Below are 14,348 nucleotides of genomic sequence, written 5' to 3'. Positions count from 1 at the left end.
CGATCCGGCGGTCTACCGCCGTCGGAGCACCACCACGACGATACTCCCGACCACCGCCACGCCGGCTGCGAGCCCGGCCAGGTAGGGCACCGGCTTCTCGTCGATCCCCTGCTTGACCTTCGACGCCGCGATGCCGAGCTGCTTCGGCACGTTCAGCTTGTCCTCGATCGCGTCGAGCGTCTCGAACAGCTGCGTGCGCAACGCGTCGACGCGGTTCGCCAGGTCGTCGTGCTGGTCGGTCACAGGGGTCCTCACGTCGGGGGTGTCGGTCGCCCCGCTCAGGAGCGGGGGGTGCGGTCGTGCTGACCGGGCTTGTTGCCCAGGCCCTTCACCGCGTTGATGTCGTCCTTGACGCTGTCGATCGTGCGCTTCGGCGTGAGGGGCAGCCCCTTCTTGAAGCGCTTCCAGCCCACGAACCCGAGGATCCCGGCCACGATGAGCATGAGGACGGCGAGCAGGAGCGCGGCGAGCCACGCCGGCATCACGGTCGCCAGACCCATCACGGCGGCCGTGAGCAGGACCCCGATCGCGTACAGCACGATGACGAGCGCGCCGACGAGGAGCCCCGCGGCGAGGCCGAAGACCTTCGCCTTGGCGATCATCTCGGCCTTGAGCAGGTCCACCTCGCCCTTGACGAGGTTCTTCACCAGCTTCGGGACGTCCCCGACCAGACCGAACAGCGATCGCGACTTGCGGTCGCGGGTGTCGGTCATGAGGTGGTCGTGTCCTTCTTCTGGCTGACCTTGCGGACGACCTTCTTGGTCTGCTCACCGACGAACTCCGCCACGTCCGGGCCCTTGTCCTGGATGAACTCCTCGGCCTGGTGCACGCCCTTCTGGACGTTGCCGTTGTTCCAGATCTTGCCGCTGACGGTCTTGATCTGCTCGTACCGCGCCCGTCCGGCTCGCGATCCCAGGACGTACCCGAGTGCGGCGCCGGCGACGAACAGGAGCTTGCCTCGCATGTGCGATCCTCCGTTGTTGAGGGGTGTGCGGTGGTCATGCGCCGAGCGGTATACGTCCGGCGTTCCACTCACAGTAGCCCTCGGGGCCTCGTCGGTCCGCTCAGGAATCCAGGATGCGTCCGGCAGCAGCGCGCGCGGCGGCGACGATGCCCGCGAGACCGCGTCCGGACGAGGTCTCCCCGATGCCGACGACGCCCTCGGTCAGGCCGGCCGCCGCCAGGTCGGGTCCGTACCAGCGGACGCGGGCGGCGCCGAGCACCCGGTCCGCCGTGACCGGCACCCCGAGCAGGGCGGTCGCGTCGCGGGTGGCGCGGGTGCCGACGGCGTCGTCCGGCGCGACCGGGAGGCTCGTGGCCGCGCCCGACGGGTCCGTCACGTCGTCGTGCGGCGGGGTCGCGTAGCTGAGCCGCAACACGTGCCGTCCACCGGCCGCCTCGGCGAGCCACGGCCACTTCGCGGTCGCGTGGGTGAGCGCCTTCGCACCGACCCCCGCCGCATCGGGGTGGACGAGCATCCCGGTGCCGCGCGGTGCCGCGTCGAGCTCCGGCTGGTCGACGACGAGCGTCACGAGCTCGATGCCGGTGCGGTCCGGTGCCGTGGTCCGCGTCGGGTCGGCCGTCGAGGCGAGCACGTGCTGCGCGGGCAGGCGCTCCCGGGTGCCGTCCGCGGCCAGGGTCTCCACGGCGTACCGCTCGACGGCCGTGGCGCGGGTGCCGAGCCGGACGTCCACGCCGTACGTCACCGTGTCGGCGACGAGCTCGTCGACGAGGCGGACGATGCCCCCGCGGATGCCCTGCACCGCGGAACCCGCCGCCGCACGGGAGCGGAGGGCGAGCACGGCACGGGCGAGGGAGCCCTCCCGCTGCAGGGCCGCACGGAGCCCGGGTGCGACGCGGTCGGGGTCGAGCTGGTCGGGGTGCGTGGAGTAGACGCCGCCGGCGACGGGGACGACGAGGTCGTCGAGGACGCGCTCGCCCATCCGCTTCCGGACGAGCGCCCCGAGCGACTCCGCCCGGGCGCCCACCGGCGAGGGCAGCAGCGAGTCCATCTGTGCGCGGAACGCGGCGCCCTGACCGATCACGGCGAGGACGTCGGCGGCCATCGGGCTGCCGGGGATGCCGAGGAACCCGGCCTGCGGGATCGGGGCCGTCCGACCGTCGCGGGTCATCAGCCACGCACCGCGCGGGTCGGGCGACACGATGTCGTTGCCGAGACCGAGCTCGGTCGCGAGCCGCTCGACGGCGTCGGTCCGGGTCGCGAAGGACTCAGCACCCATGTCGAGGTCGAGCCCGGCGACGGCGTGCCGGCGGAGCATCCCGCCCAGGCGGTCCCCCGCCTCGACGAGGACGACGTGGGCCCCCGCCTTCGCCAGGTCGCGGGCGGCGACCAGTCCGGCGACCCCGCCGCCGACCACGACGACGTCGGTCACGCGGCGGACTCCTCGCCCACGCCCGTGCCGTCGCCCAGCGAGTGGACCAGTTCGACGACGCGGGTCAGCACGGCCGGGTCCGTCTCCGGCGGGACACCGTGGCCGAGGTTCACGACGTGCGCCCGGGCCGTGCCGCCGCGGCGGACGACGTCGCGCACGTGGGCCTCGAGCACCCACCACGGGGCGGCGAGCATCGCGGGGTCGATGTTGCCCTGCACGGTCACACCGGTGCCCACGCGGCGCACGGCCTCGTCGAGCGGGAGCCGCCAGTCGACACCGACCGCGTCCACCGCGACCGTGTCCGCCGGGTCGCCCAGCGTCGTCATCTCGTGCAGGACCTCGCCGCTGCCGACGCCGAAGTGGATGCGCGGGACGCCGAGGTCGGCCACGTGCCCGAGCGCCGTCGCCGAGTGCGGGGCGACCGAGGACACGTAGTCCGCGCGGGACAGCGAGCCGACCCACGAGTCGAAGAGCTGCGCAGCCGACGCGCCCGCGGTGACCTGCGCACGGAGGAACGCACCCGACACCCCGGCCGCCCAGTCGAGCAGGCGCGCCCAGGTCTCCGGGTCGCTGTGCATCATCGTGCGGGCGCGGATGTGGTCCTTCGACGGCCCGCCCTCGACCAGGTACGCGGCGAGGGTGAAGGGCGCGCCCGCGAACCCGATGAGCGGGGTGTCCCCGAGCTCGGCGACGGTGCGCTGCACGGCCTCGGTGATCGGCGCGAGCGCGTCCGGGTCGAGCGGGGCGAGGGCGTCCACGTCGGCGGCGGTGCAGATCGGCGCACCGAGCACGGGGCCGCGTCCGGGGACGATCTCGACGTCCACGCCCGCGAGCTTGATCGGCACGACGATGTCGCTGAAGAAGATGCCGGCGTCGACCCCGTGCCGACGGACCGGCTGCAGGGTGATCTCGGACGCCATCGCCGGGTCGAGGCACGCGTCGAGCATGGCCGTGCCGACCCGCAGCTCGCGGTACTCCGGCAGCGAGCGGCCCGCCTGGCGCATGAACCAGACCGGCAGCGTCTCCGGGCGGTCCCCGCGGAGCGCCCGGACGAGCGGCGACCCCGAGGTCCGGCCGGTCACGAGCGGGTGGCTGTCGGGCAGGGCGGCGGGTGCGGCGGTGGTCACGCTCCGATCATCCCATCCGCGGCCGGAGGGGACACCGAGCGCATTCCCGGCTGCCGGTCCGCTGTGCACGCGGAGGGCGAACAGCCGGTGAACCGATGGCGAGTTACCATGGAACACGTGCTCATCTGTCTCACGGCGTCGCACCGCAACGCCAGCTTCGACCTCCTGGAGCGACTGAGCATCGGCGCACCGACCGCGGCGAGCCGTCTGGTGACGGACTCGGGCGTGCTCGACGGGGCCGTCGTCCTCGCCACCTGCAACCGCTTCGAGGCCTACCTCGACATCGCGGGGGACGACCGCGACTCCGCCGTCTCGGCCACCGTCGACGCCGTCGCCACCGCCAGTGACCTCGTGCCCGCCGAGGTGCTCGAGTCCGTCAACGTGCTCGGCGGCGGGGACGTCGTGCAGCACCTGTTCGCCGTGTCGAGCGGCCTCGAGTCCGTCGTCGTCGGCGAGACCGAGATCTCCGGCCAGGTCCGCCGCGCCCTCGAGGACGCCCGCGCCAACGGCACCACGACCTCCGACCTCGAGCGCCTGTTCCAGGAGGCAGCGCACACCTCGCGCGGCGTGAAGACCCGCACGCGAATCGGTGCCGCCGGTCGCTCGCTCGTGCGTCTCGGCCTCGAGCTCGCCTCGTCGCGCATCACCGACTGGGCCCGGACCCGGGTGCTGCTCGTCGGCACCGGCAGCTACGCGGCCACGACCATCGCCGCGCTGCGCGACCGCGGTGCCGCCGACATCCAGGTGTTCTCGCCGTCCGGCCGGGCACCGTGGTTCGCCGCGAAGCACGACCTCGTGGCCGCCACCGACCTGCGCGAGGCGATCCGCGCGTCCGACGTCCTCATCACCTGCACCTCGACCGAGGTCCCGGTCGTCGAGCCGGCGGACCTCGACGACGGTCGGCGCCGCATCGTCATCGACCTCGGGCTCCCCCGCAACGTCGATCCCGACGTGGCCCACGTCGACGGCGTCGAGCTGCTCGACCTCGAGACGATCAGCATCCACGCCCCGATCGCCGAGCTGAACGCCGAGTCCGAGGCGCGCCAGATGGTGGACGACGCCGTGTCCCGGTTCCGGGCGCAGGCGCTCGAGCAGTCGACCACCCCGGCACTCGTGGCCTTCCGCAAGCACGTGTTCGACATCCTCGACGACGAGATCGACCGCGCGAAGCGCCGCGAGGGCGACACCGAGGCCGCCGAGCAGACCGAGCGCGCGCTCCGGCACCTGGTCGGCGTCCTGCTGCACCGGCCGTCGGTCCGCGCGCGGGAGCTCGGCCGTGCCGGTCGCGGCGAGGAGTTCGTCGGGGCGCTCGACGCCCTGTTCGGGGTCCGTCCCGAGCCCGAGGCGGAGCTGCCGGCGCCCGTGGTGCCGCTCGCGGAGCGCACCGCGCCCGAGTGCCCCGTCTCGACGGACCGCACCGGCGAGGCGGACGCGAGCTGAGCCTCCCGGCCCAACCACGAACGCTCCGTGTCAGCGCGCTGCTGCTGGTGCGCGACCGGCGCGTGCTCATGGTGCGTGCCCGCGGCCGCGACGTGCTCTACCTGCCCGGCGGCAAGGCGGAGCCCCACGAGACCGACGTGCAGGCAGCGCTGCGCGAGGCGCGCGAGGAGACCGGCCTGCACCTCACCGAGGCTGACGTCGAGCCCTTCGGTACCGTCACCGAGGCCGCGCACGGCCAGGGCGAGGGGACGATGGTCGCGATGGCGTTGTTCATCGTCCGGCCGGGAGGCGCGACCGACTCCGCCACGCCCGTCGCCTCCGCAGAGGTCGACGAGGTGGAGTGGGTCACCTCCGCGGACGCCGACCGGTGTCCGCCGGCGGGCGTCGAGACGCTCCGCCGGCTGGTGGACGCCGGCCTGGTCGACTGAAGATCCGACCAGCCTGGGCCGGGGTCACTCGGCGTCGCTCAGTCGGTCTCGCTCACTCGTCCTTGTCGACGTAGTGCCCGGTCTCGCCGTCCTGGGCCGGCTCGGCCTCACCCGGGATGTCCGACTCGACGTACTCGCCCGTGTCGGCCGCCGGTGCGTCGTCCGGCCGCGTCTCGCCGGGGATGTCGCTGGAGACGAACTCCCCCGCGGGCTCGTGCGACTCGACGTGCTGCTCGCCCGGGATCTCGCTGTCGGTGAAGGCTCCGGCGTGGGGCTCGACGCCGTCCGCCCGGCCCTCGTCGCCGCGTGCCTGCTCGTGCTTGCCTGCCATGTTCCGACCTCCGTCGCTCGTGTGCCTGGCTGTGTCGCGAGTGTGGACGCGACGTCTGGACGCTACCCGAACGCGACGGGACGGGCCGGAGTTGCGTCGAGGCATGCACCGCAGCACCGCCGCTCCCGTCCTCCTCGCGACCACCGGGGTCGTCCTGGCCCTCGCGCTCACCGGCTGTTCCTCCGGTGGTCCGGACACGGCGCCCACCGCGACCCGGACGGTGACCGCCGCGCCGACGACCGGGTCCTCGTCGGCACCGTCGCCCGGGTCGTCCGCGCCGTCGACGGCTCCGACCTCGACGGCGGCACCGAGCTCGAGCGGTGGGACCGCGGCCGGCGGCCGCTGTGACACCGGCTCGCTCGCTGGGAGCATCGAGTCGGGCAGCGGCGGTGCCGCGGGCAGCACCTACGTGCACCTGGCCCTGCGGAACACCGGGTCGAGCACCTGCACGCTGCAGGGCTGGCCGGGGGTGTCCTTCGTCGGGGGTGGTGACGGCAGCCAGATCGGCGCTGCCGCGACCCGCGCCACGGACTCGCCGCACCCGACCGTGACGCTCGCCCCCGGGGCCGTCGCCGTGGCCCCGCTCCAGGTCACCACCGCCGCCAACTACCCCACCGAGAAGTGCCAGCCGGTCGCGGCGGACGGCTTCCGCGTCTACCCGCCGGGGTCGAAGGAGTCGCTGTTCGTGCGGGACACGGACTTCACCGCGTGCCGGTCCGCCGACGCCGGGCTCCTCAACGTGTTCGGACTGGTGCCGGAGGGGCAGGCGGCGGAGTGACGTGCGTGGTCCGGCCGGCTACCCGCCGGGCGTCGTTCGTGGGTCCGGCCCTGGTGGTGCGGGCAGGTCGAGCACGAGGGTCCGCTCCGTATCCGAGCCGGACGTCCCGAAGTCCGGGCACGGGACAGCACGCGACGACACCGCGGAGCTCCCTGCGGTGAGCTGTGCGCGGAAGCACCCGTAGACGGTCGCACTGCTCGAGAGACCGCCGCCCTGCGCGGTGCCCGACGCGTAGGCGGACACCTCGACCCCCGTGGACGACCGCGCCGTCCCGTACACGGCGGCTCGCAGGTTGCCGCGCTGGCGAGCCAGCTCCGCAGGGGTGAGCGATTCGACGTCCCCGTACCCACCGAAGCGCTGCTCGCGGACAGCGGCCTGGAGCGCGGGACCATCAGGGGCCCCCAGCGCCGTGCTGCTCAGGGCCCGCAGCAGGCGGGACCCGTTCGCCTCGGCGATCTCGGTCGCGTCCGACGTCGGAGTGTGCACCTCGACGGAGCAGCCCGTCAGGGCGACCGCGATCACCGCGACGACCGCACCCACGCCCGCCCGGGCCGGCCTGCTCAACGAGGGGCTCACCGGTACGAGGGGGTGTGCACGACCTCGAGCACCTCGGTGCCGACGGTGCGCAGGGCCTCGATGACCGCCAGGCGCTGCTGCAGGGTCGCGTCGTCGAAGGTCACGGTGACGGCGTAGCTCACGGACGAGCCCGGCCCGCGGAGGATCCCGGCCTCGGCGCGGACCCCCGTCGACGAGCCCGTCACGACGACCGCCTGCAGCCCGTGGTCGAGCGCCCGGTGCGCCAGCGGGTCGACGCCGAACGCGCCCGCGACGAGTGACGTGTCACTCGCCAGGGACAACCACCCGAGCACCCGGTTCGACACCGGCTCGTCGACGACCTCGCCGAGCGCCAGGCCGCGCATGAGCCAGGCGAGCTCCCCCGACGGCGCCACGGAGGCGTCCGGGGCGTCGTCCGGGCCGCGGCGGTCGCGGACCCGGTCGATGAGCGCCGTCCGGTCGATGCCGAGCGCCTCCGCCCGGCGCCGGACCGCGTCGATGCCGACCGTCGAGAGAAGGGCGTTCATCGCCCACGCGTCCGCCGTCGCGCCGACGAGGGTCGCCAGGTCCGGCACCTGCATGGTCGGTTCCTGCAGGAACTGCCACAGGCCCGCACCGGTCGCCGTGTCGCGGGCCATCCGCTGGAGCCGGTCGCCGTGCAGGCGTCCGTCCTCGAGCTGGGCGGCGACCTCGATGAGCAGGAGGATCCGACCGAGGCTCGCGACGGGCTGGACGAGGGTGTCGTCGACGGCGAGCAGGGCCCTGCCGGTCGAGGTGTCGATGACGGAGGCACTGACGGACGCGCCGTCCCGTGCCAACGCGCCCAGCGCCTCCAGGCCGGCGCCGAAGCGTTCGTCCGCCCCGCCGCGGTGCCGTCCGCGCGCACGGGCGCCGTCCCCGCCACCGACCTGTGGTCGGCGACGGGGACGGCGAGGTGCGTCTGCGTCGGCTCCGGGCTGCGCACCCGGCTCGGGGGCACCCGGATCGGACGACGGAGCCGCGTCCGGCTCGGTCATCACCAGATCGCGACGCGCTCGGCCGGGTCGAGGTACATCGCGTCCGACTCGGTCACGCCGAAGGTGTCGTAGTAGACGTCGATGTTGCGCACGATCTGGTTGCAGCGGAACTCGTTCGGCGAGTGCGGGTCGATGCTGAGCAGGCGCGCGGCCTCCTCCGGGCGGATCGCCATGCGCCAGGCCTGCGCCCAGCTCAGGAAGAAGCGCTCGGCACCGGTCAGGCCGTCCACCACCGGGGGCTCCTGGCCGTCGAGCGACAGCAGGTAGGCCTTCCACGCGATGGACAGGCCGCCGAGGTCGCCGATGTTCTCGCCGATCGTCAGCGCGCCGTTGACGTGCGCGTCCGGCACCTCGGTCGGCACCAGGGCGTCGTACTGGGCAATGAGGGCCTTCGTGCGCTCCTCGAAGGCGGTGCGGTCGGCCTCGGTCCACCAGTTCTGGAGCCGGCCGTCGCCGTCGTACTGCGAGCCCTGGTCGTCGAAGCCGTGCCCGATCTCGTGCCCGATGACGGCGCCGATCGCACCGTAGTTCGCGGCGGCGTCACGCGCGGCGTCGAAGAACGGGAACTGCAGGATCGCCGCGGGGAACACGATCTCGTTGAAGCCCGGGTTGTAGTACGCGTTGATGGTCTGCGGGGTCATGAACCACTCGTCGCGGTCGATCGGCTTGCCGATCTTGCCGAGCTCGCGGTCCACCTGGAAGCTCGCGACCGCGCGGACGTTGCCGATCAGGTCGTCGGGGCTGACGGGCAGCGCCGAGTAGTCGCGCCACTTCACGGGGTAGCCGATCTTCGGCGTGAACTTGTCGAGCTTGTCGAGTGCCCGGGCCCGGGTCTCCTCGGTCATCCAGTCGAGCGCCGTGATGCTCTGCCGGTACGCCTCGACCAGGTTCGCGACGAGCTCGTCCATCTCGGCCTTGGACGTCTCGTCGAAGTGCTCCTGCACGTAGATGCGCCCGACCGTCTCGCCCATCGCGCCCTCGACCAGCGAGACGCCGCGCTTCCAGCGCTCGCGCTGCTTCGGTGCACCGGTCAGGGCGGTGCCGTAGAACGAGAAGTTCGTCGCCGACATCGCGCTCGTCAGGTACGCCGCGGAACCGCGGATGACCTGCCAGCGCAGCCAGTCCTTCCACGCCTCGAGCGGCTGCGAGCGGAGCAGCTCGGCCAGGCCCGTGACGAACGAGGGCTCACGGACCACGACGGTCCCGAATGCGCCCTCCGGGGCCCCGATGGCCTGCCACCAGAGGTGCAGGTCCGCGCCGTTGGCAAGGACGGTGACCTCGTCCCACGACATCTTGTTGTAGGTCTTCTGGCTGTCACGGGTGGTGACGTTGTCCCAGTGCACCGCGGCGAGCGCCGTCTCGAGTGCGATGACGGCCTCGGTGCGCTGGCCGCTGTCGGCGAAGCCGGCGAGCGGGAACATCGACGCGACGAACTCGCGGTACTTCGAGCGGATGTCGGCGAACCGCTCCTCGCGGTAGTACGACTCGTCGGGGAGCCCGAGGCCGGACTGCTCGAGGAACACGATGTACGACTCCGGGTCGCCCGGGTCGTTGTCGACGAAGAGCTGCACGAAGCCGGGCAGGCCGAGCCGCTCGAACCGGCCGACCATCGCGATGACGTCGTCGACGGTCTCGACCGCGTCGACCTCGCGGAGCAGCGGGTCGATCGGACCGGTGCCGAGCTCCTCGAGGTGGTGCTCGTCGGTGAAGGACGTGTAGAGGTCACCGACCTTGCGCTCCTCGGTGCCGGGTGCGGCCTGCTGCGAGCGCTCGACGATGTCGCGCACGGCGACCTCGGCCTCCTCGGCGAGGACCGTGAAGGAGCCGTACCGTGCCTTGTCGTCGGGGATCGGTGTCTGCGCGACCCAGGTCCCGTTCACGTGCCGGTAGAGGTCGTCCTGGGGGCGGACGTCCGGGTCGAGCTCGTCGGTGTGGATCCCTGCGGTGCGTGCGACGTCGGTCATGCGGTCCACGATAGCCACCGGGGCCGCGGCCGCTCGGAGTCGGGGGCGCAGCGGCGCAGTCCGGGTGCCCGCCGATCCGAGGTCAGCGCTCACGGCGGACGATCCTGGTCACGCCGCGCCCCGGCCGGTGCTCGGATCGTGTTGAGTGCAGGGATGCGTGCCACCACCGGACCGACCCCGAGCCCCGGAGCGGCCCCCGCCGTGACGACGACCGGTCCGAGCACCACGGCGAAGGGCCTGAAGCCCGGCTCGGTCGGGCTCCTGGGGAGCATCGTCGTCAGCCTGTCGTCGACGGCCCCCGCCTACAGCCTGGCCGCGAGCCTCGGCCTGGTCGTGGCGAGCGGCGGCGTGCTGCTCGCCGGCGTCAAGGCGCCGAGCATCCTGCTGCTGGCGTTCGTCCCCATGTGGATGATCGCGGTGGCCTTCCAGGAGCTGAACCGTCTCGACCCGGACTGCGGCACGACGTTCACGTGGGTGACCCGTGCGTTCGGGCCGACGACCGGGTGGCTCGGCGGCTGGGGGATCATCGCCGCGGACGTCATCGTCATGGCCAACCTGGCCCAGATCGCCGGGTCGTACGGGTTCCGCTTCGTCGGTGCGGTCACGGACGTCGACGCGATCACCGCACTCGGCGGCGACACCCTGTGGTCGACGGTCGCCGGTGTCGCCTGGATCGCGGTCATGACGGTGGTCTGCCACCTCGGTGTCGAGGTGTCCACCCGCCCGCAGTACGCGCTCCTCGGCATCGAGGTGCTGGCACTGGCGGTGTTCGCGGGGGTCGCGGCGTTCCGCGTGCTCGACGGCACGGCCGGCGTGACGTCGATCACCCCCTCGCTCGACTGGCTCTGGCCGAGCGGTCTCGACCCGGCGACCGTGATCGCGCCCGCGATGCTGACCGCGCTCTTCATCTACTGGGGATGGGACACGGCCCTCTCGCTCAACGAGGAGACGACCGACCCGCGACGCACACCGGGCCGGTCGGCCGTCATCAGCACCGTCCTGCTGCTCGGCATCTACGTCCTCCTGGCGACGGCGACGATCGCCTTCGCCGGCGTCGGGACGGACGGCATCGGTCTGGGATCACCGGGCAACGCCGACGACGTCTTCGCCGCGATCGCGCCCGCACTGTTCGGGTCGTCCGTCCTCGGGCACGCGGCGACGGCGCTGCTCGCGTTCGCGATCCTGACCTCGGCGTCGGCGTCCACGCAGACGACGATCCTGCCGACCGCCCGCACGGCGCTCTCGATGGCGGCCCACGGTGCCCTGCCGTCGCGCTTCGCCCGGGTGCACGAGCGCTTCCGCACCCCGACGTGGTCGACCTTCGGGATGGGGATCGCCTCGGCCGGGTGCTACGTGCTCTTCACCGTGCTGTCCGGCACCCTGCTCACCGCGCTCATCGGGTCCGTCGGGCTGATGATCGCCTTCTACTACGCCCTCACCGGGTTCGCGTGCGTCTGGGTGTTCCGACGGACCCTGCTCGACAGCGCGCGCCACTTCGTGGTGCGCGGCGTCGTCCCGCTCCTCGGCGGCGCGACGCTGACGGTCGCGTTCGGCTACGGGCTCGCGCAGTTCGCACGGCCCGACTGGCTGCAGGACGCGGACGGGAGGAACGTGACGGTCCTCGGGATCGGTGCGGTCGCCGTCGTGGGCGTCGCCGCCATCGCGGTCGGCGTCGTCCTCATGGTCGTGTGGCGTCTCCGGTCGCCGGGGTTCTTCGTCGGACGCACCGGCGCGGCGGGCAAGGACCCGGACCCGGTCGAGCGACGACAGCCCCGGCCCACCGTGGATCGCTAGGGTCGTGATCGTGAGTGTTCGTCGTCGCGCATCGCGCGCTGTCTCCATCGGCGTGGTCGCCGCGCTGGCCGCTTCCCTGACGGGCTGCGGCCAGGGAGCCGGTGTCAACGCCGACTACGCGAAGATCTGCCGCGACAACTCGACGCAGAAGCGCCTCCCGGACGACGACTGCAACAACCACGGCGGCCACGCGGGCTGGTACTACCTGCCGGTGAGCAGCAGCCGCAGCACCCGGGTCCCCGCGGTCGGCGAGCGCGCCTCCGGCGGGACGACGTCGCTGCCCTCGGGGAAGACGGCGAAGTCCGGCCTCTCGTCGCGCGGTAGCTCCGTCTCGAAGGGCGGCTTCGGCGGATCCGGCGAGCACGGCGGGTTCGGCGGCTGATGGAGCGCGTGGAGTACACGCCGCGACCGGACTGGCAGCGGAAGATCCAGCAGACCGGGCTCGTCTACTCGCGGTCGCACCGCGAGGACGGCACCGAGGTCGAGTACTGGAACGACGGCGCCGCCTACGTCTTCACCCTCCCCGAGGTCGAGGCGCTCGAGCAGCAGACCGAGGAGCTGCACCGGATGTGCCTCGAGGCCGCCCGGTACATGGCGTCGGGCGAACTCGGCACCCTCGGCCTGACGCGGGACGGCTTCGAGCTCGCAGCGTGGTCCCTCGAGCAGGGCGAGCCGGACGTCTACGCGCGCTTCGACCTCGCGTACGCCGGCGACGGCTCCCCCGCGAAGCTCCTCGAGTACAACGGCGACACCCCCACCGGGCTCATCGAGGCGTCGGTCACGCAGTGGCACTGGATGCGCGAGCGCGTCGAGTCAGGGGAGCTGCCAGCCGACACCGACCAGTGGAACGGCATCCACGAGGCGCTCGTCGCACGGTGGCGGACGCTCCTGCACGACTCGCTCCGCGCCGAGGACGGCGGACGGCTGTTCGTCGCGCACTCGGACCTCGACACCGCGGGCGAGGACTGGGACACCGTCGCGTACATGCGCGACCTCGCCGGCGAGGCCGGCTGGGAGCACACCGGCATCGAGATGAAGGACATCGGCTGGCACGGTGTCGCCCGGCAGTTCGTCGGCAACCAGGAGCCCGCGGGGTCCGCGCGGAGCGTCTTCACCCTGCCCGGCGACGAGCCCGGCACACAGTGGCCGGTCATCCGGAACCTGTTCAAGCTCTACCCGTGGGAGGACCTGGTCTCCGGGGAGGACCGCGCCACGGGCGACCAGGAGTTCGGGGCCTTCCTCGTGCGGGACCGCGGTCGGCTCGGGCGCTGGTACGAGCCCGCCTGGAAGATGTTCCTGTCGAACAAGCTCCTGCTCGTGGCGCTCTGGCGGCTGTTCCCCGGGCACCAGAACCTGCTGCCGTCGTACGCCGACGGGCCGAACGGCATGACGGACTTCGTCGTGAAGCCGGTCTTCGGCCGCGAGGGCGATGGCGTCGCCGTCCACCGCGCCGATGGGTCGGTGACGTCGAACGGCTCGGAGTACCGACGCGCAGGGACGGCCGGCGAGCGGGTGTGGCAGCAGTACCACGAGCTGCCGGACTTCCCCGGGTCGAACGGGCACAACCATCCGGTCCTCGGGTCCTGGGTGGTGGACGGCGAGTCGTTCGGCGTCGGCATCCGGGAGTCCGACGGCCCGATCACGGACTACTGGTGTCGGTTCGCGCCGAACATCATCGCGCCGGGCTGAGCGGGGCCGGCTCGTACGCCGTAGTTGAGCCGTATCGACGCCCGCGTCTTGATCTCTGCTCAAGTGGAGGCGCTCCGCCTATCGGTCAACAACGAACCGGTTCTTGCTGCTGACGATCCGAAATAGCGCGGTTCACCTGTTCGGCGGCGGTGCGAATGTCGCCCGGAGCTGCCGGCCGCGGTACCCAGTGGAACTACGTACCGACGCTGAGCGCTGACGGCTCATCGACCTACGATCTGTCCATGGGCATCGAACCGCTACGCGCGCGAAGGTTCCCGGCACCGACCAGCGCCCGCCTGCTCGTTCTTCTGGCGGTCGTCATGGCAGTCACCGTCGTGGCGAGCATTGGGATGTGGCTGACCAGGACGAGCACTGAACGTCTCGCCGATGACGGCGCGAACACCACCGGCACACCTACCGGCGAGATCTGTTCCTTTGAAGTGCGGAAGCACAGGGGTTCATACACGCAGTATGCGGCGATCTACGCATACACCGTCAACGGACGCCGCTACGAGGTCAAAGGCGCAGCCCGCTTCGGAGAAGTTGCCGATGTCACCACTGATGCGACTGGTGTCGAGGTCAGGTACTTGCCGGGGAAGCCGACCGAAGCCATCGCTCACGACGAACGTATTCAGCGCACTCCGAACGGATCCCAGGCCACACCGAAGGTCACAACAGACTGCAAGGTAGCGGCATCTCGCCCGTCGGGCACTGGCGTCTGCAAGCCACAACCGGAAGGTGCCAGCGACAGATGGTAGCCGTTACTTCAGGTGACCCGCTGGCTCCTCGCCCCCTTCTAGTGAATTGACGACACAGAGGAACACGGCTCGCCT

At 72.2% G+C, this 14,348-nt stretch carries 16 protein-coding genes; 7 read left to right on the top strand and 9 right to left on the bottom strand.

From position 1 onward, the window contains the following. Positions 1 to 12: 12 nt before the first annotated feature. The 5 genes from H7A69_RS04120 to hemE all read right to left on the bottom strand — a co-directional run bounded on the left by H7A69_RS04120 (position 13) and on the right by hemE (position 3,520). On the bottom strand, positions 13 to 243 hold the full coding sequence (locus H7A69_RS04120) for a hypothetical protein (protein WP_182045916.1): 231 nt from the start codon (positions 241 to 243) through the stop codon (positions 13 to 15). A gap of 35 nt (positions 244 to 278) precedes the next feature. Continuing rightward, positions 279 to 713, bottom strand: coding sequence for a phage holin family protein (locus tag H7A69_RS04115; protein WP_069712719.1), 435 nt, complete (start codon positions 711 to 713; stop codon positions 279 to 281). Beyond that, positions 710 to 964: a hypothetical protein gene (locus H7A69_RS04110; protein ID WP_069712718.1), complete on the bottom strand. Its 255-nt coding sequence runs from the start codon at positions 962 to 964 to the stop codon at positions 710 to 712. Before H7A69_RS04110 ends, H7A69_RS04115 begins: the two co-directional genes overlap by 4 nt. Positions 965 to 1,064: 100 nt before the next feature. After that, on the bottom strand, positions 1,065 to 2,393 hold the full coding sequence (locus tag H7A69_RS04105; protein WP_182045915.1) for a protoporphyrinogen/coproporphyrinogen oxidase: 1,329 nt from the start codon (positions 2,391 to 2,393) through the stop codon (positions 1,065 to 1,067). Continuing rightward, positions 2,390 to 3,520, bottom strand: coding sequence for a uroporphyrinogen decarboxylase (gene hemE / locus H7A69_RS04100; protein ID WP_182045914.1), 1,131 nt, complete (start codon positions 3,518 to 3,520; stop codon positions 2,390 to 2,392). Before hemE ends, H7A69_RS04105 begins: the two co-directional genes overlap by 4 nt. A 117-nt stretch (positions 3,521 to 3,637) precedes the next feature. On the opposite strand from hemE, the gene H7A69_RS04095 reads away from it, so the two are divergent. Beyond that, positions 3,638 to 4,960, top strand: a complete 1,323-nt coding sequence (locus tag H7A69_RS04095; protein WP_182045913.1) for a glutamyl-tRNA reductase — start codon at positions 3,638 to 3,640, stop codon at positions 4,958 to 4,960. Further along, positions 4,957 to 5,388 (top strand): NUDIX hydrolase, encoded by a 432-nt coding sequence (locus H7A69_RS04090; protein WP_182045935.1) that lies wholly within the window; start codon positions 4,957 to 4,959, stop codon positions 5,386 to 5,388. The genes H7A69_RS04095 and H7A69_RS04090 overlap by 4 nt, the downstream gene beginning before the upstream one ends. 52 nt (positions 5,389 to 5,440) lie before the next feature. Here H7A69_RS04090 and H7A69_RS04085 read toward each other — a convergent pair whose 3' ends face one another. Beyond that, a complete protein-coding gene (locus H7A69_RS04085) occupies positions 5,441 to 5,719 on the bottom strand; it encodes a hypothetical protein (RefSeq protein WP_069712715.1) in 279 nt (92 codons plus the stop codon). Between the two features lie 103 nt (positions 5,720 to 5,822). Between H7A69_RS04085 and H7A69_RS04080 the strand changes: the two genes are divergently transcribed. Further along, positions 5,823 to 6,497, top strand: a complete 675-nt coding sequence (locus tag H7A69_RS04080; protein WP_182045912.1) for a DUF4232 domain-containing protein — start codon at positions 5,823 to 5,825, stop codon at positions 6,495 to 6,497. Between the two features lie 18 nt (positions 6,498 to 6,515). On the opposite strand, the gene H7A69_RS04075 is transcribed toward H7A69_RS04080, so the two are convergent. The 3 genes from H7A69_RS04075 to H7A69_RS04065 are packed head-to-tail and all read right to left on the bottom strand — an operon-like array spanning position 6,516 to position 10,032. Continuing rightward, positions 6,516 to 7,073: a hypothetical protein gene (locus tag H7A69_RS04075; protein ID WP_182045911.1), complete on the bottom strand. Its 558-nt coding sequence runs from the start codon at positions 7,071 to 7,073 to the stop codon at positions 6,516 to 6,518. Continuing rightward, a complete protein-coding gene (locus H7A69_RS04070; protein ID WP_182045910.1) occupies positions 7,070 to 8,068 on the bottom strand; it encodes a serine hydrolase in 999 nt (332 codons plus the stop codon). The genes H7A69_RS04075 and H7A69_RS04070 overlap by 4 nt, the downstream gene beginning before the upstream one ends. Beyond that, entirely contained in the window at positions 8,068 to 10,032 is a 1,965-nt protein-coding gene (locus H7A69_RS04065) for a M13 family metallopeptidase (RefSeq protein WP_182045909.1), read from the bottom strand. The genes H7A69_RS04070 and H7A69_RS04065 overlap by 1 nt, the downstream gene beginning before the upstream one ends. Before the next feature lie 153 nt (positions 10,033 to 10,185). On the opposite strand from H7A69_RS04065, the gene H7A69_RS04060 reads away from it, so the two are divergent. From H7A69_RS04060 to H7A69_RS04045, 4 genes are all read left to right on the top strand, one after another. Then, entirely contained in the window at positions 10,186 to 11,826 is a 1,641-nt protein-coding gene (locus H7A69_RS04060) for an APC family permease (protein ID WP_182045908.1), read from the top strand. A gap of 10 nt (positions 11,827 to 11,836) precedes the next feature. After that, the gene (locus H7A69_RS04055; protein WP_223246591.1) at positions 11,837 to 12,208 is read left to right on the top strand and encodes a tRNA-dihydrouridine synthase; all 372 of its coding nucleotides are present in this window, start codon (positions 11,837 to 11,839) and stop codon (positions 12,206 to 12,208) included. Further along, entirely contained in the window at positions 12,208 to 13,515 is a 1,308-nt protein-coding gene (locus H7A69_RS04050) for a glutathionylspermidine synthase family protein (RefSeq protein ID WP_182045907.1), read from the top strand. The genes H7A69_RS04055 and H7A69_RS04050 overlap by 1 nt, the downstream gene beginning before the upstream one ends. 242 nt (positions 13,516 to 13,757) lie before the next feature. Beyond that, a complete protein-coding gene (locus tag H7A69_RS04045; protein WP_182045906.1) occupies positions 13,758 to 14,273 on the top strand; it encodes a DUF3592 domain-containing protein in 516 nt (171 codons plus the stop codon). The last annotated feature ends 75 nt before the right edge of the window (positions 14,274 to 14,348 follow it).

The organism is Curtobacterium sp. ME26, assembly GCF_903970945.1.
Classification (GTDB): Bacteria; Actinomycetota; Actinomycetes; order Actinomycetales; family Microbacteriaceae; genus Curtobacterium; species Curtobacterium citri.
This window is presented reverse-complemented; position numbering and strand designations above follow the sequence as displayed.

Excerpts from the sequence above, each read along its gene's own strand:
- H7A69_RS04045 (WP_182045906.1), top strand. The coding sequence starts at position 13,758 with ATGGGCATCGAACCGCTACGCGCGCGAAGGTTCCCGGCACCGACCAGC.
- H7A69_RS04085 (WP_069712715.1), bottom strand. The coding sequence starts at position 5,719 with ATGGCAGGCAAGCACGAGCAGGCACGCGGCGACGAGGGCCGGGCGGAC.
- H7A69_RS04050 (WP_182045907.1), top strand. The coding sequence starts at position 12,208 with ATGGAGCGCGTGGAGTACACGCCGCGACCGGACTGGCAGCGGAAGATC.
- H7A69_RS04110 (WP_069712718.1), bottom strand. The coding sequence starts at position 964 with ATGCGAGGCAAGCTCCTGTTCGTCGCCGGCGCCGCACTCGGGTACGTC.
- H7A69_RS04060 (WP_182045908.1), top strand. The coding sequence starts at position 10,186 with ATGCGTGCCACCACCGGACCGACCCCGAGCCCCGGAGCGGCCCCCGCC.
- H7A69_RS04080 (WP_182045912.1), top strand. The coding sequence starts at position 5,823 with ATGCACCGCAGCACCGCCGCTCCCGTCCTCCTCGCGACCACCGGGGTC.
- H7A69_RS04065 (WP_182045909.1), bottom strand. The coding sequence starts at position 10,032 with ATGACCGACGTCGCACGCACCGCAGGGATCCACACCGACGAGCTCGAC.
- H7A69_RS04115 (WP_069712719.1), bottom strand. The coding sequence starts at position 713 with ATGACCGACACCCGCGACCGCAAGTCGCGATCGCTGTTCGGTCTGGTC.
- H7A69_RS04070 (WP_182045910.1), bottom strand. The coding sequence starts at position 8,068 with ATGACCGAGCCGGACGCGGCTCCGTCGTCCGATCCGGGTGCCCCCGAG.